The organism is Sphingomonas sp. Leaf407 (assembly GCF_001425385.1).
GTDB lineage: Bacteria > Pseudomonadota > Alphaproteobacteria > Sphingomonadales > Sphingomonadaceae > Sphingomonas.
This window is the reverse complement of record NZ_LMQO01000001.1, coordinates 97,923-123,809: the sequence shown is the minus strand read 5'-3', so window position 1 is coordinate 123,809 and position 25,887 is coordinate 97,923. Positions and strand designations below refer to the sequence as shown.

At 67.8% G+C, this 25,887-nt stretch carries 17 protein-coding genes and 1 pseudogene; 4 read left to right on the top strand and 14 right to left on the bottom strand.

Annotated features, from left to right (window positions below; translation table 11 throughout):
• Positions 1-8: 8 nt before the first annotated feature.
• Both metF and ASG37_RS00555 read right to left on the bottom strand, forming a co-directional pair.
• Complete coding sequence (gene metF, locus ASG37_RS00560) at positions 9-950, bottom strand: methylenetetrahydrofolate reductase [NAD(P)H] (RefSeq protein WP_055755340.1); 942 nt, start codon at positions 948-950, stop codon at positions 9-11.
• The gene (locus ASG37_RS00555) at positions 947-1,900 is read right to left on the bottom strand and encodes an ArsR/SmtB family transcription factor (RefSeq protein WP_055755339.1); all 954 of its coding nucleotides are present in this window, start codon (positions 1,898-1,900) and stop codon (positions 947-949) included. The genes metF and ASG37_RS00555 overlap by 4 nt, the downstream gene beginning before the upstream one ends.
• Positions 1,901-2,032: 132 nt before the next feature.
• Between ASG37_RS00555 and ASG37_RS00550 the strand changes: the two genes are divergently transcribed.
• The 3 genes from ASG37_RS00550 (at position 2,033) to ASG37_RS00540 (ending at position 3,590) form a co-directional block, all read left to right on the top strand.
• Positions 2,033-2,374, top strand: coding sequence for a hypothetical protein (locus tag ASG37_RS00550; protein ID WP_082447902.1), 342 nt, complete (start codon positions 2,033-2,035; stop codon positions 2,372-2,374).
• Positions 2,375-2,448: 74 nt separating this feature from the next.
• Positions 2,449-2,637 carry a hypothetical protein gene (locus tag ASG37_RS00545; protein ID WP_055755338.1) on the top strand — a complete coding sequence of 63 codons (189 nt, stop codon included), beginning with the start codon at positions 2,449-2,451 and terminating at the stop codon, positions 2,635-2,637.
• The gene (locus ASG37_RS00540; protein WP_055755337.1) at positions 2,634-3,590 is read left to right on the top strand and encodes an aldo/keto reductase; all 957 of its coding nucleotides are present in this window, start codon (positions 2,634-2,636) and stop codon (positions 3,588-3,590) included. Before ASG37_RS00545 ends, ASG37_RS00540 begins: the two co-directional genes overlap by 4 nt.
• A gap of 374 nt (positions 3,591-3,964) precedes the next feature.
• On the opposite strand, the pseudogene ASG37_RS00535 reads toward ASG37_RS00540, so the two are convergent.
• From ASG37_RS00535 to ASG37_RS00485, 11 genes and pseudogenes are all read right to left on the bottom strand, one after another.
• Positions 3,965-4,993, bottom strand: a pseudogene (locus tag ASG37_RS00535) (glycoside hydrolase family 43 protein); the annotation flags it as partial.
• Positions 4,994-4,995: 2 nt separating this feature from the next.
• Positions 4,996-6,003 carry an arabinan endo-1,5-alpha-L-arabinosidase gene (locus ASG37_RS00530; protein WP_055755335.1) on the bottom strand — a complete coding sequence of 336 codons (1,008 nt, stop codon included), beginning with the start codon at positions 6,001-6,003 and terminating at the stop codon, positions 4,996-4,998.
• A gap of 1 nt (position 6,004) precedes the next feature.
• On the bottom strand, positions 6,005-7,090 hold the full coding sequence (locus tag ASG37_RS00525; RefSeq protein ID WP_055755334.1) for an arabinan endo-1,5-alpha-L-arabinosidase: 1,086 nt from the start codon (positions 7,088-7,090) through the stop codon (positions 6,005-6,007).
• Between the two features lie 68 nt (positions 7,091-7,158).
• Positions 7,159-10,035, bottom strand: coding sequence for a TonB-dependent receptor (locus ASG37_RS00520; RefSeq protein WP_055755333.1), 2,877 nt, complete (start codon positions 10,033-10,035; stop codon positions 7,159-7,161).
• A 360-nt stretch (positions 10,036-10,395) separates the two neighbouring features.
• The gene (locus tag ASG37_RS00515; protein ID WP_055755332.1) at positions 10,396-11,460 is read right to left on the bottom strand and encodes a DUF3616 domain-containing protein; all 1,065 of its coding nucleotides are present in this window, start codon (positions 11,458-11,460) and stop codon (positions 10,396-10,398) included.
• Between the two features lie 643 nt (positions 11,461-12,103).
• Positions 12,104-14,062, bottom strand: a complete 1,959-nt coding sequence (locus ASG37_RS00510; protein ID WP_082447899.1) for an AAA family ATPase — start codon at positions 14,060-14,062, stop codon at positions 12,104-12,106.
• A gap of 262 nt (positions 14,063-14,324) precedes the next feature.
• On the bottom strand, positions 14,325-15,338 hold the full coding sequence (gene rtcA, locus ASG37_RS00505) for an RNA 3'-terminal phosphate cyclase (protein ID WP_055755330.1): 1,014 nt from the start codon (positions 15,336-15,338) through the stop codon (positions 14,325-14,327).
• Positions 15,335-16,123: a DNA polymerase beta superfamily protein gene (locus ASG37_RS00500; RefSeq protein WP_055755329.1), complete on the bottom strand. Its 789-nt coding sequence runs from the start codon at positions 16,121-16,123 to the stop codon at positions 15,335-15,337. The genes rtcA and ASG37_RS00500 overlap by 4 nt, the downstream gene beginning before the upstream one ends.
• 159 nt (positions 16,124-16,282) lie before the next feature.
• Positions 16,283-16,693 carry a hypothetical protein gene (locus ASG37_RS00495; RefSeq protein WP_156348985.1) on the bottom strand — a complete coding sequence of 137 codons (411 nt, stop codon included), beginning with the start codon at positions 16,691-16,693 and terminating at the stop codon, positions 16,283-16,285.
• 96 nt (positions 16,694-16,789) lie between these two features.
• Positions 16,790-18,016 (bottom strand): RtcB family protein, encoded by a 1,227-nt coding sequence (locus ASG37_RS00490; protein WP_055757139.1) that lies wholly within the window; start codon positions 18,014-18,016, stop codon positions 16,790-16,792.
• A 1,079-nt stretch (positions 18,017-19,095) separates the two neighbouring features.
• Positions 19,096-20,631: a vWA domain-containing protein gene (locus ASG37_RS00485; RefSeq protein WP_055755327.1), complete on the bottom strand. Its 1,536-nt coding sequence runs from the start codon at positions 20,629-20,631 to the stop codon at positions 19,096-19,098.
• 245 nt (positions 20,632-20,876) lie between these two features.
• On the opposite strand from ASG37_RS00485, the gene rtcR reads away from it, so the two are divergent.
• The gene (gene rtcR / locus ASG37_RS00480; RefSeq protein WP_055755326.1) at positions 20,877-22,475 is read left to right on the top strand and encodes an RNA repair transcriptional activator RtcR; all 1,599 of its coding nucleotides are present in this window, start codon (positions 20,877-20,879) and stop codon (positions 22,473-22,475) included.
• A gap of 6 nt (positions 22,476-22,481) precedes the next feature.
• Here the strand turns inward: rtcR and ASG37_RS00475 are convergent, their stop codons facing one another.
• Positions 22,482-25,823: a PAS domain S-box protein gene (locus tag ASG37_RS00475; RefSeq protein WP_055755325.1), complete on the bottom strand. Its 3,342-nt coding sequence runs from the start codon at positions 25,821-25,823 to the stop codon at positions 22,482-22,484.
• Between the last annotated feature and the right edge of the window lie 64 nt (positions 25,824-25,887).

Genomic DNA, 25,887 nt, shown 5'->3' with positions numbered 1-25,887 from the left:
CTCTCGGATCACGCCGCCGCCGCGATCGCCATCGCCTTCGGGCGCAGGCCCATCAGGTGGCAGATCGCATAGGACAGTTCGGCGCGGTTGAGCGTGTAGAAATGAAAGTCGCGCACGCCGCCGGCGTACAGCTTGCGGCACATTTCGGCGGCGACCGTCGCCGCCACCAACGCGCGCGCGCCGGGGTGGTCGTCCAGCCCCTCGAACAGCCGGTCCATCCATGGCGGGATCGCCGCACCGCACATGCCGGCAAACTTGCGCACCTGCCCCACGTTCGACACCGGCAGGATGCCCGGCACGAGGTCGGCGTTGATCCCGGCGGCGGCGGCGGCATCGCGGAAGCGGAAGAACGCCTCGGGCGTGAAGAAGAATTGCGTGATCGCCCGCGTCGCCCCCGCGTCGATCTTGCGCTTGAGGTTGTCGAGATCGGCCGCCTGATGTTCGGAATCGGGATGGCATTCGGGATAGGCCGCGACCGAAATCTCGAACGGGTGCAGCTTCTGCAACCCCGTCACCAGCGCGGCGGCGTTTTCATAGCCATCCGGGTGCGCCGTGAACTTCTGCCCCATCGTCGGCGGATCGCCGCGCAGCGCGACGATATGGCGTACGCCCGCCGCCCAATAGGCCTGGGCGACCTCGTCGATCTCGGCACGGCTCGCCTCGACGCAGGTCAGGTGCGCGGCGGCGGGCATCGACGTCTCGCGCGCGATCCGCTCGACCGTCGCATGGGTGCGCTCGCGGGTCGATCCGCCCGCGCCATACGTCACCGACACGAATTTGGGTGCCAGCGGCTCCAGTGCGCGCACCGTCTCCCACAGCGCGGCTTCCATCTTCTCGTTCTTCGGTGGGAAGAATTCGAAGCTGACCGAACAGTCGCCCGCCAGATCGGCGAACAGCGGCGCATCGAGCGCGCGTCGTGCTTCTTCCATATCGGAAATGGTCGGAGTCATGCCGCCTTCACCTCTTGCACGTCGCCCAGGCGACGTCCCATCCATAGTTTGACCGTCAGTTCGGCCCCGTCGAGCGTCTCGATCGACACCGGGGCAAGCCCGCCGTCGCCGAACCAGCGCAGCATCTGTTCGTCGGAAAAGCCCAGCCGCGCATGCGCGTCGCGCGAGCGCAGCTCCTCGCGCTCGTGCGGCGCGAAGTCGCAGATCAGCAACCGCCCGCCCGGCCGCAGCACCCGCGCCGCCTCGGCGATCGCGGCGCCGGGATGCTGCGCGAAATGTAGCACGTGATGGACCACCGCCGCATCGGCCGCGCCATCCTCGATCGGCAGCGCATACAGGTCCGCCTGCCGCAGCTCGGCATGGTCCAATCCGCGTTCGGTCAGCTTGGCGCGGGCGAGGCGCAGCATCTCCGACGAGCGGTCGATCCCGATCGCGGCGGCCGATTGCGGCGCGAACAGCTCCAGCATCCGCCCGGTCCCGGTGCCGATGTCGACCAGCAGGTCAAGCCGCGCCTGCCCCAGCGTGCGCGCCATCGCCGCCTCGACCGCTTCCTCGGCGACATGGAGCGAGCGGATCGCATCCCATTCGCCGGCATGCGCCTCGAACCACGCCGCCGCCGCACTCGCCCGGTCGGCGCGCACCGCCGCCAGCCGCGCGAGATCGGCGACGCGCCACGCATCGCCCTGCGGCAGCCAGCTATCGAGCGCGCCGACGAGCGGTGCCACCACCGGCGGCGCGCCCAGCGCCACGAATACCCAGCTTCCCTCCTTGCGCCGCACGGCAAGGCCCGCATCGCACAGGATCTTCACATGGCGGCTGACGCGCGGCTGGCTCTGCCCCAGCACCTGTGCCAGTTCGCCCACCGACAGCTCCATATGGCGCAGCAGCGTCAGCACCCGCAGCCGGGTGGCGTCGCTCGCCGCGCGCAGGATGTCGAGAGCCGGAACCATGGCGCATCATATAAAGAAATCTTTATATGGGGTCAATCGCGGAGTGCCACGCCACGCCATCGTTCCGTTCATGAAACCAGCGCCGCGAACATGCGTTAGGCGGCGGATCATGGGATCAAGAAAGGGCCATTCATGAAAAAGCTGTTCCTCCTGCCGCTCGCTATCGCTGCCTTCTCGGTCGGGGCCTGCAGCCAGAAAGCCCAGAACGAAACCGGTGAAGCCGCCGATGCCGTCGCCGCCGACGTGAACTCGACCGTCGGCGAAGCCGTCGACGACGTGCAGGCCGCCGGCGACCGCGCCTTTGGTGCCGCCGAGAACGCCGCCGACCGCGCCGGCGACAAGCTCGACAACGCCGCCGACCGCGCCGGTGCCGCCGCCAACCGCGCGGGCGACCGCATCGACAACGCGACCGACCGCGCCCAGCGCGAAGCGGGCGAGGAACTGGAACAGACCGGCCGCGAACTGCAGCGCTAAGCCGCGACCTGCGCTAGACGACAAGGCCGCGCCCCGTGCAACGGGACGCGGCCTTTTTCGTTTGGAGATGCCTGATGCCCCGCACCGCCGCCCTTGCCCTCCCCGCCCTGCTCCTCCTCGCGGCCTGTAGCGGCGGCGACGAGGATACCGCGCCGGGCGGCGTGACGCAGAGCGAGGCGGCCGCGCTCAACGACGCGGCGGCGATGCTCGACGCCAATGCGCTGGCTCCCGACACGGTGGCCCAACCCAAGGAACGACCATGACCGACCTGCCGCCGCGCACGCTGGGCGCGACCGACCTCGCCACCCCGCCGCTGATCCTCGGCGGCAATGTATTCGGCTGGACGATCGACCGCGACCAAAGCTTTCGCATCCTCGACGCCTTCGTCGATCTGGGCGGCACGATGATCGACACCGCCGACGTCTATTCGGCATGGGTCGATGGACACCGTGGCGGCGAATCCGAAACGATCCTCGGGGAATGGCTGAAAACTTCGGGCAAGCGCGACCGGGTATTGCTCGCGACCAAGGTCGGCATGCTGCCGGGCGACGGCGGCGAGAAGCTCGCCCCCGCCCGCATCGCCGCCGCCGCCGACGCCTCGCTCAGTCGGCTCGGCACCGACCGTATCGACCTGTATTACGCGCATCAGGACGACACCGACACGCCGCAGGCCGACTATCTCGCCGCGTTCGGCCGGTTGATCGACGCCGGCAAGATCGGCGTGCTCGGCGCGTCGAACTTCGGGGCGATGCGCCTCAAATCCGCGCTCGACCTTGCCACCGCCGAGGGCCTGCCGCGCTTCCACGTCCTTCAGCCCGAATATAACCTCGTCAGCCGGAAGAAATATGAGGGCGAACTCCAGAACCTGTGCGTCGAGCACAATATCGGCGTCGCCCCCTATTTCGGCCTCGCCGCCGGCTTCCTGACCGGCAAGTATCGCAGCAAGGCCGACCTGACCAAGAGCGTGCGTGGGTCCAGCATGGCCGACCTGCTCGAAGGAAAAGGCGCGAAGGTCCTCGCCGCGATGGACACGGTCGCGGCGGCAACCGGCGCGACCCTGCCGCAGATCGCATTGGCATGGCTCGCCGCACAGGAAGGCGTCACCGCCCCGATCGCCAGCGCCACCAGCGTCGACCAACTGGAGGAACTGGCGGGATCATGGCGGCTCGAACTGAGCAAGGAACAGTTGGCCGCGCTGACCGACGCCGGCATCTGACCCTCTCCCCTCCCTGACAACAGTTTCGGGTCGGTCATGCCCCCGGCATGACCTGAACAGTGCGGGGCACTGTTCATCCGAAACTGGGCCGGGGGTGGGTCGGCCCGTGGCGAGCGCTACCGTTTCCTCTCGGGCCGATCGACATTCAGCCTTGCCGGCCGATATTCGTCATTTTCGGCCGAAACAGCCGCTCCTTTCGTCACCCCGGACTGGTTCCGGGGTCCACGGCGCGGCAATCGGTGCGCCTTGAGGCCTTATCGACAGCGTCTGGGGCGAGGTAGACCCCGGAACAAGTCCGGGGTGACGACGCGCGAAGGAATGGCTTCCTAATCTGCTCCCCTCCCTGACAAGGGCGGGGAGCAACGTCCCTACACCAGCGGCCCATTCGCCACCGGCGGATCGAACAGCGGCACGCCCTCGCCATTGTACCGCACCGGCTGCACCCGCGTATGCCGGTTGGGATCGAACAGCGGGTCGCCGGTGATCTTCTCGTAATCGCGCGCATGGAACACCAGCATGTCGCGCCCGCGCTCGTCGACGGTGAAGCTGTTGTGGCCGGGGCCGAAAATCTTGTGCTCGACCGACGTCTTCATCACCGGCTCGGGCGACTTGCTCCACACCGCCGGGTCCATGATGTCGGCATCGTCGCGCGCGGTCAGCATGCCTAGGCAATAGCGCGCATCGGTCGCGCTCGCCGAATAGGTCAGGAACAGCCGCCCGTTGCGCGCGAGGATCGCCGGCGCTTCGGCCACCTTGTACCCCCGGATTTCCCACGGCAACGTCGGCACGGTCAGCCGGGCGGGCTTCGCTGCCAGCGTCAGCGGCGTGGCGAGCGGGGCGAGATACAGGTTCGAGTTCGTCTCGATCCCCGGTTCGCGCTGTGCCCATGCCAGATAGCGGGTGCCACGATGCACGAAGCTGGTCGAATCGAGGTTGAAGCTGTCCCACGGCGTCTGCAACTGGCCGAGCACGGTCCATTTGCCGGTCATCGGATCGGCCCCGTCACACACCACCGCATAGGTGCGGATGCGGAACACGTCCTCGCCGCCGCCGCTGGGACCGGCGGCGAAATACATGATCCACTGGTTGCCGATCCGGTGCAGCTCGGGCGCCCACAGGAAGCCCGACATCGGCCCCTTCGCCTCGTGCCGCCACAGCACTTTCTCGGGCGCGGTGGAAAGGCCAGCGATGGTGCGCGACCGGCGCAGCACCAGCCGGTCATATTCGGGCACCGATCCGGTCAGATAATACCAGCCGTCGGTGTGGCGAAACACCTGCGCATCGGCGCGGTTCTTGACCAGCGGGTTGACGATCCGGGTCGGGCGCCGCTGCGCGAACGCGGGCAGCGCCGCGCTCGCCGCCATGCCGCCCAGAACCGAGCGGCGGGTAAGCGATAGGGTCATGGTCACTCTCCTTGGGGCCGGGCCACCGGCCAGCCGTCCGCACCCCAGTGCAGGGTCGCGATCCGCAGGGTCGGCGCGCCGGCGTTTTCCTTGTCATAGGCATGGTAGACGAGGCGGTCGACACCGTCGGCCCCGCGATACTGGCCGGCATGGCCGGGACCACGAAACCGCCCCTTCTCCTCAAGGTCTGCGCGCAGCAGCAGCGTGCCGCCGCCCGCCAGCATCGAACTGCCGTCCTTGCCGCGATACGGCCCGGCGATCGTCCGCGACCGGCCGATCACGGTATAATAGGTGCTGTTCACGCCCTTGCAGCAATAGTCGTAGCTGGCGATCAGCCAGTACCATCCGCCCCGCTCGAAGATATAGGGTGCCTCGATGATCGACGGCGCGCCGGCGGGCACCGGACGGCTGGCGAGCGCCAGCGGCCGGGCGGCGGGGCGCAGCGGCTTGCCGGTCGCAGGGTTCAGCTCGACCAGCTTCAACCCGCTCCAGAAGCTGCCGAACGACAGCCAGTGTCGCCCTTGCCGGTCCACCACGAACGCCGGATCGATCGCGTTATACGCATCGCCCGGCCGCGACTCCAGCACCAGCCCCTCGTCGCGCCAGCCATAGCCCGGCCGCTTGGGGTCAAGCGTCGGCGTCGTCGCCAGCCCGATCGCCGATCGGTTCGACCCGAAGGTCGATACCGAATAATACAGCCGGTAGCGCCCGTTCACGAACGATATGTCGGGAGCCCACAGGTTGCGCGCGCCGGGAATGGCGCGCGCCGCCCACTCGGGCAGGCTCGCGAACGGCGGCGTGCCCGGTGCCCATGTCACCAGATCGGCGGAGGTACGCGCGGCGATCAGCCCCTGCCCGTCCTTGCCGATGCCGGTCGAAAAGACGTGCCACGTCGCCCCCTCGCGGATCAGCACCGGATCGTGGACCGGGCGAGTATCGCCCTGCGGCGGCGCGGTCTGCGCCCCCGCCGCCAGCAGCGCGATCGCCGCGAGGATACGGCGCGGGCGCATGCTACTGCGCCACCGGCCAGCCATCGGCGTCCCAGTTCAGCTTCTGCACCTGCAGCGTCGGCGCGCCGTTCCGCTGCGTGTCATAAGCATGATAGACGATATAGTCGCCCGCCGCCTCCTGCAGCACCGCGACATGGCCCCGCCCGACATAGCGCGCCCCCGTCCCCCGGCCCGATGCCAGCACCGCCGACCCGCCACCGTCGAGCATCGATTTGCCCGCCTTGTCGAGATACGGCCCGGTCACGGTCCTCGAGCGTCCGACGACGGTGTTGTAGGTGCTGTCCGCGCCCTTGCAGCATTCGTCGAACGAGGCGAACAGGTAGTAGAATTCGCCGCGCCGCACGACGAACGGTGCCTCGACCGCGCCCGGCGCGGGCCGGCTCGCCAGCGGATAGATCGTCTGGTCGCTCGCCAGCCGCAGGCCGGTGGCAGGGTCGAGCCGGATCAGCTTGATCCCCGACCAGAAGCTACCGAACGCCATCCATTCGCGCCCGTCGGCATCGGTGAACACGGCGGGGTCGATCGCGTTGAAATTGTCGGTCGTCTGCGACTGGATCACCGCGCCCTTGTCGCTCCACCCGGCGGCGGGCGAATTGAGGTTCAAGGCGCTGTTGGTGGTCAGCCCGATCGCCGACTGATTCCGCCCGAAAGTCGATACCGAATAATACAGGCGATATTCGCCGCCGCGCTTGACGATGTCGGGCGCCCAGATGCCGGTCGTGCCCGGCACCGCCGTGGTCGCCCACGACGGCAGCGCGGTATAAGCCGCCCCGCGCCACGTCCACCCGGTCAGATCGGTCGAGGTGCGCGTGGCGAGCAGCCCTTCGCGGTCGCCGACCGCGCCGGTGGCGAACAGGTAATAGGTGTTGCCGTCCTTGATGATCGCCGGATCATGGACCGGCATCGTATCGCCGGTAAGCGCGAGGCCGACCGGGGTCGCGGTGGCGGTCGGCGTCGGCGTGGGGGTCGGCGTCGGCGCGGGATAGACGGGTGCCGAGATATTGCCGCTGGCATCGGTGCCCGAGATGCCGTTGCATCCGGCGAGGAGCAGGACGAGCGCGGCGAGCGGAAGCGTGGACCGGATCATGGAATCACTCCGAGAATAGGGGGATCGGCGAACGGGCGGCGCCAAGCGGCCGCCCGCACGGGCACCGATCAGTCGAGCGAGAAGCGCAGGCCCACCGCGAAGGTCCGCGACAGCAACGTCGTGCCCAGGTTGAACTGGTCGGCGTTGCCCGCATCCTCGAACCGGTAGTAGTTCTGCTGCGTCTGGCTGGTCAGGTTGACCGCATCGAGCGTCAGCCCCAGCCGGTCGGTGATGCCATAGGTGAGCTGGAAATCGAGGCTGCTTTCCGGCCGCCGCCACACGCCGATCGGGTTGGCGAACAACCGCGCCTCGTTGTTGGCGAGGAACTCCTTGCGCCACACATAGGAGAGGCGCGCACCAAGACCGCCCTTCTCATACGCCAGCGTCGTGTTGAACGACAGGTCGGAGACGCCGAAGAACGCCGATTCCGTCTCGCCGGTGACATTGCCCGACCCGTCGGTCAGCGGGATGTTCTGCTTCGAATCGAGCAGCGTCAGGCTCCCCTGAAATCCGAACCCGTCGAGGATCGAGGGCAGATAGGTCGGGAAATAGGTCAGCCCCAGTTCCGCCCCCTTCAGCACGCCGTTCGAGGCATTCTCCGGCCGCGTGACCGCGAAGACATTGGTGTTCAGCCCCGAATTGGGGATCGTCAGCACCGAGGTCAGCGGCACGACCAGCCCGTCGATCTCGCGCCGGAACAGCGTGGCATACAGCGCGCTGTTGCGTTCGAAATACCATTCGGTCGAAAAGTCGTAGTTCTTGGCGACGGTCGGCCGCAGCCCCGGATTGCCCGCGCTGCCGCTGCCGCGCCCGATGCTGGTCAGGTCGCCGGTCAGGTTGAAATTGGGGTTCAGGTCGGCGAACCCCGGCCGGCGCAGCGTCTCGCCATAGTTGAAGCGAACGCGGAAGTTGTCGGTGATCTCCCAGCGCAGCGTGGCGCTCGGCAGGAAGCGGGTGGTGCCCTGCGACGCGCCGGTCACGGCACCGCTCAGCCGGTCGGTGAAGACCAGATCGGTATCGACATCGACATAGCGCACGCCCGCCTGAACGTGGAACGGCCGCCCGAACAGGTCGAACTGCCCGTCCGCCATCGCATAGGCGGTCATCGTGATCTCGTTGATGTCGAACACGTCGATCATCTTCAACTGGTCGGACAACTGGATGCCGGGATCGACCGAGCCGCGATACAATTGCCGGATCGCATCGACATTGTCGTAGATATAGGTCCCGTTGGGTACCAGCCACGACGTCGGCACGCTCGCGCGCCCCTGGAAAAAGTCCTTGTTGACCAGTTGCAGCCCGGGATCGAGCGTCGAGAACTTGCGGCCGAGGCCGGGCGCGTCCTGCGTGCGCACCGAATCCATCGCGTTGCGGCTGTCGACGCGGATGCCCGCCTTCACCCGGCGCAGGAAGCCGTCGTCCCAGCGGTTCTCGCCGTCGAGATGCAGCGTGATCGCATCGCCCTTCGACCGGTTGGCATTGTCATAGAATTCGCCGACGTCCCACTGGGTCGGATCGACCAGCAGGTCGTTGTTGTCGAAGTTGTACGACGGGATACCGTTCTGGGTATTGAAATCGACGTCGATCCGCCGCGCCACGCGGGTCAGCCGCATCGCGAGAAATTGCGTGTCAAACTGGCTGTTCTGGTACGACAGGTCGGCGGTGACGCGCGCATTGTCGCCTACCTTCCAGTCGCCGTTCAGCGCATAGACGAAGCTGTCGGTCTTCGAGCGGGTATAGTCGCCGCTGTTGAAGCCGAACACGTCGCCGACCGAGCGCGCCTTGATGATGTTGGTGTCGGGATACAGCTCGATCGTCGAGCCGGGATTGGTGCCGAGCGCCCCCCACCAGTCGACGAAGCTGAAGAACAGGCTGTTCTGCGTCGTCGACTTGAACTGGTTCCAGAAGAATTCGGCGGTGTAGGTCGCATCGCTGCTGGGCGACCATTGCACCGCCGCGCTCACCGCCGGGCGTTCGCGCGTGCCGGCGACATCGGGGCTGAACACCGCGTCGCGCGACAGATAATAGGGCACCTGCCGCCCGCCGAGCAGAAAGGTCGAACCGGCGGCGGTCGGCAGCCCGCGCTCGGTGCCCGGCTGCCACGCGCCGGATTCGGGGAACACGCGCTGCAACGGCACGAAGCCCGGCGGCGCATTCTGGGTGACGAACGGCACCATCGCGCCCGACGTCACGCTCATGTCGCGATATTTGGTCCGCGCATAGCTGCCGCTGACCAGCACGCCGATGTCGCCGATCCCGGTTTCCCAGCGGTTGCTGATAAGGCCCGAGACATTGGGGTTAAACGTGTCGGCCTGTTCGTTGTAGATGCCGCGCGCCACGCCCGACAGCGCGAAGCCGTCGAAATCGAACGGCCGCCTGGTGAACACGTCGATCTGCCCGGCGATGCCAGTTTCGATCTGGTCGGCGGCGCGCGTCTTGTACACGTCGATCCGCTTGACGAGGTTCGCCGGAATGTCGGCCAGCGCGAACGCCTGTCCCGATGCGGTAAAGATGTTGCGCCCGTTCATCGTGGTCAGCGCATCGGGCAGGCCGCGGATCGAGATGCCCGCCGCCTCGCCGCCGGCACGGTTCGTCACCTGCACGCCGGTCACGCGCTGCAATGCCTCGATGACGTTGTTGTCAGGCAGCTTGCCGACATCCTCGGCGACGATCGAATCGACTACCTGCGTCGCGTTGCGCTTGACGTTCAGCGCGCCGAGGATCGACGCGCGCACGCCGGTAACGACGATCTCGTCCGCGTCGTCGGACGTCGCCTGACGCACCGGGGTGCCGTCGGACACCTGTTCTGGCGCATCGCTGGGCGTGCCGAGCGGCGCACCGATGCTTTCGGGCGTGTTGGCCCCCGGCGTGGTCTGCGCCAGCGCCGGTGCGCACAGCAGCGACAGCGACGATGCCGACGCCAGAATGATCGGTCTGAAACCCATTTCCCTCTCCCTGCCTCGAGCCGTTGGCGGCTTCGATATACTCGGACAAATACGGAGAAATTCGAACAGGCGCAATGGGAAAAGTATGAGTAATTGTGCCATTCCCTGCCGTTAGGGCATGGCGGGGGTTTGGGGGCGGATCGGTATTTCGCAGGGCAAGCGTGTCGCGACAATCAACATCCAGCCGGACAGCGGTTCATAGCCTCTCCCCTCCCTGACAAGGGAGGGGCCGGGGGTGGGTAGGCCCGAGAGGAACCGCAACCGCCCCACAACCGACCAACCCACCCCCAACCCCTCCCTTGTCAGGGAGGGGAGCAGACAGAACGTCACCACAAGCCGGCAGTTCGACCTACTGCGCCCCTACCGCAGCCGGAACCGGTCGCACCGCACCCCGCGCCGCGCCTTGTCCAGCCGGTCCTTCGCCGGACTGTCGCACACCACCACCAGATCGCGCGCGCCCTCCGCCCCGTCGAGCAGCAACAGCCCCTCGGGGTGATCGTCGCCGATCCCGTACGGCAGCTCGATGATCCGCTCGGGCCGATGCCGTCGGACGAGTTGGTCGTCGCGCGCGGGATCGCCCAGCCAGTCGGCCCAGCGATACACCGCGCACGGCCCGTCGAGCCCGGTCGTCGGCCCCGCCAATATCAACAGGTCGGCACGATCGCGCTTCAGGTCGCGGATGCCGAGGCCGTTCAGGTCGAGCACCCGCTTGTGCAACGGTCCGGGGATCGTCATCCGCCCGGTTTTCTTGAACGCCGCCTCGAACTCCAGCAGCACCGCATAGTTCTGGATCACCGGCCCGCGCATGCCGATCGCCACCCGGTTGCCCGCAACCGCGATCCCCTCCAGATCGACCCCGCCCTCCTTCGACGCGATCTTGGTGAAGGGCTTGAGCAGCACGTCGCGCGCCATCATCGCCGCCAACCGGTTGCCACGCTTCGTCTGGCGCAGCATCCCCGCGCGCCGGTCGGCATAGGCGGCGACCGGCAGCACCAGCCCCGGCGCATCGGCGTCGGGTGCCAGCGGCAACCGCGCCAGCACGCAACGCGGCCTTGTATCCTTCAACCCGGCGAACGCCGTGAGGTCGATCCGGTCGTCGCCCGCCTTGCCGATCTTGGGCCGGGTCCGCGCGTGCGACCCCAGCACCCACAGCCAGCCGTCGTCCTCCGCCAACCCCTCGATGTCCGCCTCGCCCGAGGTGTCGAGGGGCAATATATCGCCCAGCACGATGCGCTGGTGCCCGCTCCACCCGTCGTCGCCGCGCGCCAGCCGTTCGAGGCTGACCCCCTCGTCGCTGCCGAGGAACAGCGTATCACCATGCCGCGCCGCCGCCGACAGATCGAGCGTCGGGTCATCGCCCCCGGCGGCATCGGCACCAAGGTACAGCCACAGCGAGTCGTCGGGCGGCGTGATCGGCATCGGCATGGATTCCCTTGATGATTGCCACCCCATGCTGCGCCGCGCCGAGCCGCGACGCCAGCGCTGTCTACCGCTCCCTCGCTGAAAGGGAGGGGTCGGGGATGGGTCAGCCGGATCGATAGTCAACGAAGGACCCGCAAACCCTGCTCCCCTCCCTGGAAGGGAGGGGTTGGGGGTGGGTCGGCCGGTTGTGAAGCGCGCACGTTTCCTCGCGGGCCGACCCACCCCCGGCCCCTCCCTTGTCAGGGAGGGGAGGAGGTCGGGCAGGCGACCGACCGATCCATCCACCCCGAACCAAACGTCATCCCAGCGAAGGCTGGGATCTCCGGGTACAGGGCGCGACAGGAACCGCTTGATGCCCCAGCCTTCGCTGGGGCGACGCTTTAGGCGGGATCGACATTCAGCATTGCTGGCCGATCTTCGTCATTTTCGGCCGAAACAGCTATCCCTTTCGTCACCCCGGACCTGTTCCGGGGTCCACGGCTCGGCAATCGGTGCGCCTTGAGGCTGTATCGACAGCGTTTGGGGCCAGGTGGACCCCGGAACAAGTCCGGGGTGACGATGGGAGCGTGAAGGTCTATCGGCCCTATGGCAAAGGGACAAACTCGACCCGCCCCTGCCACTCGCCCGGCCGGCGAAGGAGTCCCCTTCAAAACCCCACCCGAACCGCCCGCGCCGGTTTCACCGCCACCTCCCGGTGCAACCGCTCGACCAGTTCCCCCGCGTCCGCCGCCGGCCAGTGGCGCAACTGCCGCGCGACCACCGCGAAATCGCCCGGCGTCAGCCCCTCGACCTCCGCCAGCGCCGCCGGGGCCGTTTCCCCAAAGAACCGCGCGAACGCCGCCTTCGCCCGAGCGGCCCCAAGCGGCCCCAGTCGCAGCTTGAAGACGAACCGCCGGAGCGTCGCCGGGTCGAGCTTCGCCTCGTGGTTCGTCGCCGCCACTACCGGCAACGGATGCCGGTCGAGCCACGTCAGCAGCTCGTTCACCTGCCCCACCTCCCAGCTATTGCGCGCGGTGGTGCGATCGAACAGCAGCGAATCCGCCTCGTCGAACAACAGCACCGCCTCCTGCCGCCGCGCCTCGGCAAAGGCCTCGGCGATCTGTGCCTCGGTCTGGCCAACCCATTTCGACAACAGGTCCGACGCGCGCTTGACCAGCAACGGCCGGTCGAGCGCGCGCGCCAGATGATGGGCGAACGCGGTCTTGCCGGTGCCGGGCGGCCCGGTCAGCAGCAGCGAGACGTCGCTTGCTCCCTCTCCCGCCATCGCCGCGAACAGCGGTTCGATCGGCCGGTCGCTCTCGAACAGGTCGAGGTCGAACCCCGCCGGCCCCGGATGCGGCAGCGTGCCACCCCGGAGTGCCCGCACCAGCGCCTCGGCCGCGACGCTCCCGCCATCGGCCTCGCCCGCCAGCCTGCCCGCCCGTGCCGCGACGCGCAGCACCGTCGCCGCCTCGGGCGCGGCCTCCAGCAGCGTGGCGAACCCCGGCCCCGGCGCCACCGCCTCCTCGCGCGCCACCCGGCCGAGCATCGCGAGCGCAGCGGCGCGCGACGGCAGGTCCATCCGCAGCACGAAGCTCATCCGCCGCAGGATCGCCGCGTCGACATTGCCGATCGCGTTGGTCGTCCACACCACCGGCACCGGATTGGCCTCAAGCAGCCGGTTGACGAACACCTTGCTCCCTTCGCGCGCGCGGAACCAGTCGCCGCCCGCCGACGGGCTGGCATTGCCGATCAGGTCCTCCATCTCGTCGAACAGCAGCACCGTGTCGCCGCGCTTGGCCAGCAGCTTCTGGCCGAGGGTCAGCGCCATCACCCGGTCCCACCGGCTCGGCTCCTCGCCGTCGTCGTCCGCCTCGCCGATGCCGTGCAGCACCGCGCCCGCGCCTTGCGCCAGCGTGCGCGCCAGTTCGGTCTTGCCGGTGCCCGGCGGCCCGTGGATCAGGATGTTGACCCCGGCGGCCTTCGCCGCAAGCGCGCCGCGCAGCAGCCGGACGAGGAAACCGACCTCGCCGATATGCCCGAACGCCTCCATGCCCAGCGTCGCCGCCTGTCGCGGGCCGACCAGCAGGTCGAGCACCCCGGCATCGTCGGCGGGCGCGCGGTCGAGCAGCCGTTTCATCGTCCACGCGATGTCGATCTCGGCACCACCATCGCGATTGATGTAGAAGCTCGCCAGCCCCAGCCGGGCCAGCGTCCCGCGCCGCGCGACCCGATCGGCATCGCTGCCCTCGGCCCCCGCCATCTCGCCCAGCAATTGCGGCAGGCCCCGCCCCTGCCGGTCGAGCAGTCGCGCCAGCGCCGCCGCGCGCGGCAACCGGTCGCACGCGACCATCAACCGCAGCAGTTCGGCATCCACCGGCGGCAACGCCAGCAGATGCGCGACCGTCCGCGCCAGCTCAAGCGCGGGGGCGCGCAACGGCGTCACGACCGGTTCCTCCAGCGTCGCACGCAACGCCTTCCATTTCAGCTTGCCTGCATGGCCGGGCACCAGCCAGCTCCCATGCGGCTGCGCCCATTCCAGCAGCGCTTTCACCAGCGGTGCGGTTGCGCCAAGCGTTCCCGCCGCCCGGAGCATCAGGCCCCGGACGATATTCAGTTCATCCATGTCGATTCCACATGTCGCATCGCGTCGGGCGCACGCACGAAGGGCGCACGTCGACGGCATTCCTGACGATAGGGGTTCAGGTGCGACGGTGGCGGATGCCGGCCCGTCGCAGCGTCAGTCGACGCGCTATGCGAAAGGCCGGAGACCGCCGACCCGGGCACCGCGCAAGGCGGCAAGGTCGAACAAGGCATGTCTCCGTATCGCCCGCGTCCTGTGGACCGGGTTCGGGCGGCGACTTAGCATGGTGTCGCCGCCCGCGCAATCAGCCAACGCTCACGCGATGAACGCCTCTTTCCACCGGATCGAACCGGGTGCGCCGCCCGGTGAACCGCTCGATCACCGCCGCCGCCGTGCGCGCATGCTCGCTCGGCCGGACGGTGGTGAACACGCCCCCGCCGGCCAGCGCCATCGGCAACAGCAACTGGTCGGCCAGATACGGCCCGGCGAACGCATCGCTGGCCAAATAGCCGCGCATCCGCCCCACCGCCGTCTTGGCGACCTTTTCCGCGCGCACCCCCAGTTGCGCGAAGCCGCTGACGATCTCGGTGCCATGCTCGAAATTCGCTTCGAGCAGCAGGATATTGCCCGGCCCCTGATCCACCGGTAGCTCGCGCACGAAACACTCGCGCTCCGACCAGCCCAGACTGTCGCGCACCACGGCGATCTCGCGCCCGGCGATGTCGAACGGCAGCCCGGCGAACAGCGCGCACGCCGACACGCCGGTCAGTTCCCCGCGCGCCACCCGCTCGATCGGGGTCAGCCGCGACGGCGCGACGATCACCTCGATCCGCCCCCCGCCGCGCGGATAGAAGCCGTGCCGCACCAGCCGCACCGCGACATGCCCGCCCATCGCCCGCACCACCGGCAAGAAGCACCGCTCAATGAACTCGAACGGCGGCGCCAGCATGTTGTGCGTGCCCCCCTCCAGCACCAGCGTCGACGGCGCATCGGCCAGCAACAGCGGCAGCAACACCGTCTGCAACACCAGCCCGGTCGACCCCGCCGTCCCCACCGCGAAGCGATACTCGCCCGGCGTCACCCTGCCCGGCCAGAATTTCACCTCGGACGATCCGACGTGCAGCCCGTCGCACACCCCGCCGCCGATGGTACACGCCGCCTCGATCGCGGTGACATGCTGGCGCATCAGCCCCGGCTTCGTGCGGCCTCCGCGCACGTTGAAAATCCGCACCGCCTCACCGGTGACGAGCGACAGCGCGCACGCATTGCGCACCACCTGCCCCCCGCCTTCGCCCTCGCTGCCATCGATCTCGATCATCGGTTCACCAGTTCCAGAAACAGCGCGTCGGCCTGCGCCAGACCGTCCACGACCCGCGCGGGAATATCATCCGCCCGCGACAATTCGTCGCGGATCATCGCGTCGAGCGCGGCATGCCGCGCCACCGCGCCCTGCTCGGCGGTCGTCGCCTTGGCCTCGACCAGCCGGCCAATCGCCTCGACCAGCGCATCGTCAAGCCGCACGCCCGCCAGCAGCGACGGCAGGTCCATCGGCGGCCGCTCGCCCGGATGTTCGCGCATCCACCGGATCGCCAGCGCCGGCCGCAGCGCGTAGAAATAGCGCTTCACCGCCACCTCCCCGTCGCCCGCCAGCCACGTCCCTGCAGCCGTCAGCCCCAGCTTCGCATAATGGCACGCCACGGCATGGGGATCGCACACCGCCTCCGCCAGCGCGGCGAGGTCCGCCACGACTGGATCGTCGGTGCGGTAGCGGATCGGACTCCCGATCCACTCGCCCAGGATCGCATTCGACTTGAGCAACAGCCCCAGCGCCTTGCGCACATCCCACCCGTTCAGATCGATGTCATCGACGATCGGCGCCTCGATCACATCGCGCCCGCCCTTCAACGATAGATACCAGTCGCGTGGCCGGACATAGACGAAGCGCACGTCATAATCGCTGTCGGGCGAGGGAAACCCCCACGCCCGCGACCCCGATTCGACCGCGAACAACAGCCGTACGCCTTCCTGCGCCTCGACCGCAGCGAGGCGCGCGGCGATCTCGGCCCGCACGTCGGCGGGAATGGCAGTCTTGATCGTCGTCATCGTTCGATCCTTTCCGCAGGACTTCGCTGCGAAACTTGAAATCCCCGTCTTGGCCGTATCCCCGCGCAGGCGGGGATCCAGAGCCACGCATACCGGCCATCGCGTTTGGCTCTGGCCCCCCGCCTACGCGGGGATACGGCGCGCGCCACCGAGCGGCCCTCACCCATCGCACCACTCGGTCGCATCCGGTTCGGGCACGAAGATGTGGGCGGTCCAACAATCACTTTGCAGCGTGCCGACCTCGGCTCCACAAGCGCATTGCTGGTTGGGTCCATTCATTCCATCGAGGCCGCAACAGCCGTTCAACCGACAGCGGTTCGTCGTATCCCGCACCCGCCCGGCGACATCCGCCGGATTCAGCCAGAACTGCGGCACGAATTCCAGCGGCACCGGCGGCCCCTCGAACGCCTTGGCGAGCGGCTCCCACGACTTGTACGCCACGCCCGGCGGACCGAACGGCTCACCGTCGCGATGGTCGGGCACCGTCACCGCCGGGTCCTTGCTCGACAGGATCGTCAGCATCCCGCTCAACGCCGCGCCACAGGCACGGCACGTCAGTATTCCTTCCATCCCATCCTCCAAAAGCGGCACGGCTCCCCTTCCGCCCACCCGCGCGGCCGGTGAAGCGGCGGCGACAGGCCCCCGGCCTGTCGCTGCTTCGCCGCTTCACCCCTTCACGCACACCACCTGTTTCAGCGTATGGACGATCTCGACCAGATCGGCCTGCGCCGCCATCACCGCCTCGATCGGCTTGTACGCCCTCGGCGTCTCGTCGATCACGCCTTCGTCCTTGCGGCATTCGACGCCCGCCGTGTCGGCGATATGCTCGTCCAATGTCACCAGCTTCTTGGCCTGCGTCCGGCTCATCACCCGGCCGGCACCATGCGAGCAGCTATCGAACGACTCCGGGTTGCCCAGCCCCCGGACGATGAACGACTTGGCGCCCATCGATCCGGGGATGATCCCCATCACGCCCTTCGCCGCGCGCACCGCGCCCTTGCGCGTCACCAGCACATTCTCGCCGAAATGGTTTTCGCGCGTGACGTAATTGTGGTGACAGTTCACCGCCTCCAGCGCCGCCTCGAACGGTTTCGCGATCACCCCGCGCAGCGCGGCGATGACGTTGGTCATCATCATCCGCCGGTTGAGCGCGGCATAATCCTGCGCCCACCCCACCGCCTCGACATAGTCGTCGAAATGGTCGGTCCCCTCGGGGAAATAGGCCAGATCCTCGTCGGGCAGGTTCAAATGCCATTTGCGCATGTCCTGCTTGGCCAGTTCGATGAAGAAGCTGCCGATCGCATTGCCGACGCCGCGCGATCCCGAATGGAGCATCACCCACACCGCCCCCGCCTCATCCAGACAAAGCTCGATGAAGTGGTTGCCGGTGCCCAGCGTCCCCAGATGGACGAGGTTGTTGGTGTTCTTGAGCCGCTGATGCTTCTCGCAGATACGGTCGAACCGCTCCACCAGCGTCGTCCACGCCGCGACGATCGCCGGCGGCGGGCTACCCCAGCTTCCGTTGTCGCGCTTGCCCCGGCCGACGCTGCGCCCGTGCGGCACCGCCTGCTCGATCGCCGAGCGCACGCCCTCCAACGTATCGGGCAGGTCGCTCGCCATCAGCGAGGTCCGCGCCGCCATCATGCCGCACCCGATGTCGACGCCGACCGCCGCCGGGATCACCGCGCCCTTGGTCGGGATCACCGAACCCACCGTCGCGCCGATGCCGACATGCACGTCGGGCATTACCGCGACATGCTTGAAGATGAACGGCATCCGCGCCGCCCGCGCCAGTTGGTCGCGCGCCTTGTCGTCGACGGGCACGCCGCGCGTCCACGCCTTGATCGGCACGCCGCCGGGAACTTCGGTATAGTCATAGTTCGTCTGGGTCATCACGACCTCCTTCATCAAATTCCGGTGCCGGCGACGAGGATTGGCGGGACATTCCCGGGTCGCCCCGGGGCGGATTTGAACCGCACAGCCCTTTTGGGGCCTTGACCAATGTAGTCCCGCCGGCATTCGCCAGCGTTGTTTCGGATGCCGGCGACGAGGGGTCGGCGGGACGGTTTCGCTGAGCTATCCGGTCGCCCGGAGGCGGAGTTGAACCGCCGACCTCCCGCACACGCTGCGGGTGCTCTAACCATGTAGTCCCGCCAGCATTCGCCAGCATTATCACTCCCCTCCCTGACCAGAGTTTCGGGTCGGTCATGCCCCCGGCATGACCTGAACAGTGCGGGGCACTGTTCACCCGAAACTGGGCCGGGGGTGGGTCGGCCCGCGAGGGCACGGAAACACTCGCCCCTCCCTTGTCGGCGAGGGGGAGACGGCCGACGCTTCGAAACGCCGTCCTTCGGAAAACTAAGGCGTGGCGACGAGGATTGGCGAGACATCGTCCCGGCTATCGACCGGGCGCTTCAAAGGCGATGTAGTCCCGCCGGCATTCGCCAGCCTGTGCTTGACCCACGGCGACAAGGATTTGACCGGACCTCTCCTGCTCCAACCGATTGAGCTACCCGGCTGAAAGCCGGGGCGGGACTCGAACCCGCATCCTGGGGAATCACAATCCATGTAGTCCGGCCGGCATTCGCCGTGGGCAAGCCTCGAAATCGGCGCGCGCCTGCTCCCCTCCCTGACAGGGAGGGGCTGGGGGTGGGTCGGCCCGTTGGGACACGCCAGCGCCCGCCCCCTTCGTCATCCCCGCGAAGGCGGGGATCCATACACGCAGTCGTCGCGGCTCCTGTCCAAACGTTGGCGGATATGGATTCCCGCCTGCGCGGGAATGACGAAAACGTGCGACACCTGCATGGCACACCCACCACCGGGTCGCGGCGACGAAAATTGGCGAGACATTGCCCGTGTCCTACCGCTGGACGACGGATCAGTCGGCCTGAAGCCGGGCAGACCCGGTCGGATTCGAACCGACGTCTCGGGCGGCAATGTAGTCCCACCGGCATTCGCCACGACCCTGTTCCTCACACCTCCGTTTCGTTCACCAGTTCGACCCAGTCCCGCGTCCGCCCTTCGGCGAAGCGCGCGATTCCATCGAACACCGCGTCGGAGAAGCCCCCGACGTTCAATATCTCCGGCCGCCCCGCCGCCTGGGTGGTCCCGTGCGGCTGGATGTCGACGCAGACCAGCCGCGCCCCCGGATTGCGCCGCTGCAACCGGTCCCACTCCCGCATCGTCGCCGTCGCCCCGCTTCCGGTGGCGTCGACCCACGACTGGTTGTCGGACACGATCACGACCAGATCGACCGCCGCCTTCTCCCGGTTCAACCGGGCGAGCGGCGCGGAAACGGACGTTCCGCCCCCGCCGATCGCCGCCAGCTTCTGGGCATTCACCGCCAGCCGGGCGTACGGATCGATCGTCACATCGACCACGTCCCACTCGAACGGCAGCACCCGCGCATCCCGGTTGCTCCGCAGCATCGCCGCCGTGACCAGCGCCGCGACATCGATACAGCGCACCGCGCTCGTCGCCCCCTTGCGGTAGCCGGTGACGGGCGAGGCCATCGATCCCGACACGTCGGGACACACCACCACCCGCCCCGCGACCGCCGGCACCTTGGCCAGCGACGCCTCCAGCGCGGTTTCCAGTGCGGCCTGCACCGTCAGCGGCACGCCCTCCCCCACCGATCGCAACGCGACCAGCAACTGGTAGGGCAGCACCCCCGGCGCCGGCGTCGCCAGCCGCGCCGCGACCGCCTTCGCCACGCCGGGCACCGCGAACGCGCCGCTCCTCGCCAGCGTGTTCAGGTTGATGCGCAGCGCCTGCCACCCCATCCGCGTCGCCAGCTCGCCCCATTGCTCGGCGGTGAGCGGAAAGGCGGTCAACCACTCGAACGGCACCGGCGGCAATGGCAACGCGGTGTCACGCTTCCACGCCTCGAACGCCGCGATCTCGCTCGGCAGCACCGCCACGTCATACGGCTTGCCGATCAGCCAGCCATAGAACGCCCGCCGCGCCGCATCCGCCGGCTTCGGGTGAACCATCCGCACGATGTCGGCGAGGCTCGGGGCCGTGCCCGTCGCCGCCGCCATCAGGTCGCGCATCGATGCCCGCTCCAGCCACTGCACGACCAGCCGCTTGGGCCGCGAGCCGAGCGACGTCCGCCCGACCTGCCCCGACCGCAAAATCTGCACATAGTTGCGCAGCATCCGCCCGTTGTCGATCACCCGGCCAAACACCCGCACCGCAAGGTCGGGATCGGCCACGGTCAGATACGCGGCGAGCAACGCCGGCATGTCCTTCATCGCACCCGAACGCCGGGCATAGACCGCCGCCTTGGCAACGAACGCCGGATCACAGTCGCGCGCCGCCGCCAGCACCTCGGCCAGTTGCGTCTCCGCGCGCGTGTAAAAACTGTCAGCCAGGGTGCCGGTAGCGGCCAACTGCGCCAGCTTCGCCTGCGGCCCATAGCCATAGGCCGGCGCGGCTTCGCGGTTCGGCGCATCGGCACGCGGCAGCAACCGCGCCACGGCACTTGCGAACAATCCCTTGTTGGCCATCGTCCAACTCCACATTCCGGGGGCGACCGGCCTATTCCGGTCGCCCCAGCCATCTGCCGGACCAAATTCCCTTGCGGACCGACGCAAATAGCGTTGCGAAAGCCGTGCCAAACGCGAAAAACGCGCCTCGGAAAATCTTAAACCATTGTCTTGTAATGATTTTATCCCGAAAATTACGGGATGCGAGTATTCAACTTGGAAACTGCCCGATCGACACGGATAGACATTTATCCTAGCGTATCGTCATGCGTTCTACCGTCGTCCTCGGCTTTCTCGGCTCCACGCTCGATGCGAGCAAATTCGGCCCCTCGCGCTGGGCCAAATGGCGGCCGACCGTCGGCCTGACGATGCACGACGATCTGAGAGTAGACCGGCTGATCCTGCTCCACGGCTCGCAACATCAGCGTCTTGCCGATTATGTCACGGGAGACATCGCCGATGTTTCGCCCGAAACTAAAGTCGAACCGCACATCCTCGACTTCGACGATCCATGGGATTTCGAAGAGATGTACGGCAAACTGCTCGACTTCGCCCGTGCCTATCCTTTCGACCCGGAGGCCGAGGACTATCTCATCCACATCACTACCGGCACCCACGTCGCGCAAATCTGCCTGTTCCTCTTGAGCGAGGCACATTTCCTCCCCGGCCGCCTGCTCCAGACCCAGCCACGTCGCGGCACGATCGAGGCGGCGGGAAGCTGGAACATCATCGACCTCGACCTGTCGCGCTACGACAGCATCGCCACCCGCTTCGCCGCCGACGCAAGGGAAAGCACCAACTTCCTGAAATCAGGGATAGAAACCCGCAACGCCGGCTTCAACGCGATGATCGACGAGATCGAACAGGTCGCGATCCGCAGCCGCGCCCCCCTGTTGCTGATGGGGCCGACCGGGGCGGGCAAGAGCCAGCTCGCGCGGCGCATCTACGAACTCAAGCGTTTGAAACGACAGGTAAAAGGCCCGCTGGTCGAGGTGAATTGCGCGACGCTGAAAGGCGACAGCGCGATGTCGGCGCTGTTCGGCCACCGTAAAGGTGCCTTCACCGGCGCCGCCGCCGACCGCGCCGGACTGCTGCGCACCGCCGACACCGGCGTCCTCTTCCTCGACGAGATCGGCGAACTGGGCCTGGACGAACAGGCGATGATCCTGCGCGCGATCGAGGACAAGCGCTTTCTCCCTGTCGGCGCCGACAAGGAAAGCGCCAGTGATTTCCAGTTGATAGCGGGCACCAACCGCGACCTTGCCGCCTGCGTCACCGCCGGCACCTTCCGCGACGATCTCTACGCCCGGCTCAACCTGTGGACCTTCGCCCTCCCCGGTCTGGCCGAACGGCGCGAAGACATCGCTCCCAACCTCGACTATGAACTCGATCGCCATGCCGAGCGCGAAGGCGAGCGGATCACCTTCAACAAGGAAGCGCGCGACCGCTACCTCGCCTTCGCCACCGGGGGTCAGGCAAAATGGCCCGGCAATTTCCGGGACTTGGCCGCCAGCGTCACCCGCATGGCGACCTTCAGCCCCGCCGGGCGCATCAACCTCGACGGCGTGACCGCCGAGATCGCCCGGCTGCAACGCCTGTGGACCAGCGGTGCGGCCCCTGCCACCGATCCGCTGACCGGCCTGCTCTCTCCCGACCAGCAGGAAGCGCTCGACCCGTTCGACCGGGTCCAGCTCGCCCATGTCGTCACCGTCTGCCGCGCCAGCCGCACGCTGTCCGACGCCGGCCGCACCCTGTTCGCCGCGTCGTTGCGTCAGCGCAGCAGCACCAACGACGCCGACCGGCTGCGCAAATATCTGGCGCGTTTCGGTTTGAGCTGGGGCGACATCACCGCCGCGGCCGGGTAGCCGCCGCTACAACGGCCTGTCGAGCACCGCGCGCACCCGCGCGGCGAGTTCCTCGATCGTGAACGGCTTGGAGATCAGATCGACTCCCGGTTCCAGCACGCCGTTGTGGACGATCGCGTTGCGGGTATAGCCAGTGGTGAACAGCACCTTCAGGTCGCCGCGCCGCCGCCGCGCCTCATCCACCAGCCGGGCACCGTTCATCTCCGGCATCACCACGTCGGTGAACAGCAGCGCGATTTCAGGGTGCGCGTCGAGCAGCCGCAGCGCCATCGCGGCGGAATCCGCCTCCAGCGTGCGATAGCCCAGCTCGGACAGTACCTCGACACTGAACTGGCGGACCGACGGCTCGTCCTCGACCACCAGCACCACCTCGCGCTGGTGCCCGACCGGAAGCTCGGCAGCCTGTTCCGATGCCGGAGCGGCGGCAACGTCGTTCAGCAGCCGTGGAAGATAGACCTTGACGCTCGTCCCCTCGCCCGGCTCCGAATAGATTTTAACGTGCCCGCCCGACTGTTTGACGAAGCCGTACGTCTGGCTCAGCCCCAGCCCGGTGCCCTTGCCCACTTCCTTGGTGGTAAAGAACGGATCGAACGCCTTGGCGATCACCGCCGGCGGCATCCCGGTCCCGCTATCGGTGACGGCGATCAGCACATATTGCCCCGCCGCGACGCCGGGATGCGCGGCGGCATAGCGATCGTCGAGATGCGCGTTCTGCGTCTCGATCGTCACGCGCCCGCCATCCGCCATCGCATCGCGCGCGTTGATCGCGAGGTTCAGGATCACGTTCTCCAACTGGTTGGCATCGACACACGTCCGCCACAGCCCGCCGGCCAGCACCGTTTCCAGCCGCACGTCGCCGCCCAGCGAATGGCGCAACAGGTCGGACATGCCGGCGGTCAGCTTGTTCGCATCGACCGGTTCGGGGCGCAGCGGCTGCTGCCGCGAAAAGGCGAGCAGCCGCTGCGTCAGGTTCGCCGCGCGACGCGCACCGTCGGTCGCCGCTGCGATATAGCGTTTGGCGCGCGCGTCGCCGGCCCCGATCCGCCGGTCGAGCAGGTCGAGCGATCCGATCGTCACCGCCAGCATATTGTTGAAGTCGTGGGCGATACCCCCGGTCAACTGGCCGACCGCTTCCATCTTCTGCGCCTGCCGCAACTGCTGCTCGGCCTCGGTCAGCCGCGCCTGGTTGCGCAGGCGCTCGGTCACGTCGACCGCGTACTGGAACGCACCGATGCGCCGCCCGCGCTCGTCGCGCAGCGTGTTGAAGCGCAGTTCGTAATAGGGCCGGTCGAGATCGGCATCGCCGAAATCCTCGGTGATCGTGAACTCCTCGCCCGACAGCGCGCGGGTCCACATGGCCATCACGCCGTCCAGATCGCCCGAAGACTGCTCCATCAGCCCGGTCAGCGTATCGCCGACCACCGGGCGGACGCCGTAGACCCGCGCGAAGTCGTCGGCATAGGCGGTGTTGAGCGCGAGATAGCGATAGTCGGGCGACAGGATACCGATCAGCGCATCGCTGTTCTCGACCACATCGGCCCACAGCTTGCGCTCGGCGAGCGCGGTGTCGATCCGTTCCTCCAGCGTCCGGTTGAGCCGTTCGAGTTCGATCTGCACCCGGCGGCGATCGCTGATGTCGTTGAACAGGATCGCGACACGGCGGTCGGCGGGGTCGCCGACGCGCAGGGCATGGACGTCGAACCAGCGACCCATCACGTCCGACCCATCCTCGAACCGGATCGCGTCGCCGCTCGTCGCGACGCCGCCGTACAGGTCGAACCAGCGCTGCTCCAGCCCCGGCACCAGCTCGCGCGCGGTCCGGCCGGCAACGCCAACCAGCCCGGTCTGCCGTTCGAGCGCCGGATTCGCCTCGACGAAGCGGTAATCGACCGCCCGGTTGCCGTCGAACATCACCTCGACGATACAGAAGCCGACCTCGATCGTGTCGAACAGCGTGCGATAGCGTTCTTCGCTCCGCCGTAGCGCGTCCTCCATCTCGCGCCGTTCGCCGATGTCGATCACCGACCCGACATAGCCGAGGAAGCGCCCCTCGCCGTCGAACCGCGGCGAGGCGGCATCGATCGCCCAGCGATACGCCCCGTCGTGCCGGCGCAACCGGTATTCGAGCCGGAACGGCGTATGCTCCACGTTCGCCGCAAGGAAGGTTTCGCCCGACCAGCCGCGATCGTCGGGGTGGACCGCGTCGAGCCAGCCGAAGCCGTCGGCGACAGTCTCGCGCTCGCTCTGCCCGGTGAAGTCATACCATGCGCGGTTGAGATAGGTGCAGCGCCCGTCGACGTCCGTGACCCACATCATCATCGGCGCATGGTCCGCCATGTTGCGAAACCGCGCCTCGGATTCGCGCAGCGCGGCGTCGCGCGCGCGGCGATGCTGAATGTTGCGCGCCTCGATCACGGTGCCGACGGGGCGACCGGCGTCGTCGAGCAGCGGGCTGGCGGTGAAGGCGACCGGATAGAAGCTGCCGTCGCGCGCGACGAACAACTCCTCGCCCTCCATCTGCGCCCGTTCGGGAAACGCCCGATCGATCGGGCAGTCCGCCAGCGGATAGTGCGAACCGTCAGGGCGGGTGTGGTGGACCACGTCGTGCAGCGGCCGCCCCTGCATCTCGGCGAGCGAATAGCCGGTCAGTTCCTCGGCGGCGGCATTGGCATAGACGCAGTGCTGCTCCTCGTTCATCAGGAACACCGCCATGCGCGTATTGTCGAGCACGGCGTTCAGCTTGCGGTCGCTGGCCCGCAGCGCATCGTCGGCATCCCGCCGCGCCGCGATCTCCGCCTCCAGCGCGCGGGCCCGCTCGTCCTGTACGGCAAGCTGGCGGCGCAGCTCCAACTGGGTCATCACCTGCCGCGCCAACAGTTCGAGCGTGAGGCGCTGGCGATCGGTGATGCCGTCGGGACGCGGCCGGGTGTCGAGCACGCAGACGGTGCCGATCGGCAGCCCCTCGGGCGTTTCAATCGGCGCGCCGGCATAGAAGCGCAGCCCCGGCGCGCCGGTGACGAGCGGGTTGGCCGCGAAGCGCGTGTCCAGCGTCATGTCGGGTACGACGAAGATGCCATGCTGGCGAATGGCATGAACGCAGATCGACACGTCGAGCGGCAACTCATCGGCGCCGATCCCGACCTCCGCCTTGAACCACTGGCGCTCGCCCGCCACCAGATTGACGACCGCCATCGGCGCATCGAAAATGTCGGACGCAAGGCGGACGATGTCGTCGAACACCTGTTCGCGCGGCGTATCAAGGATCGCATACCGCCCGAGCGCGGCGACACGCTCGGTCTCGCTCCACCCTGCCGGGCCGACACCGAAATCGCAGACGGGTGGGGTCATAGTCACGTACCGACGAGGCTTTCCAACATGCAGCTCAACGTTCCGAACGCATGAACCTCCCGCC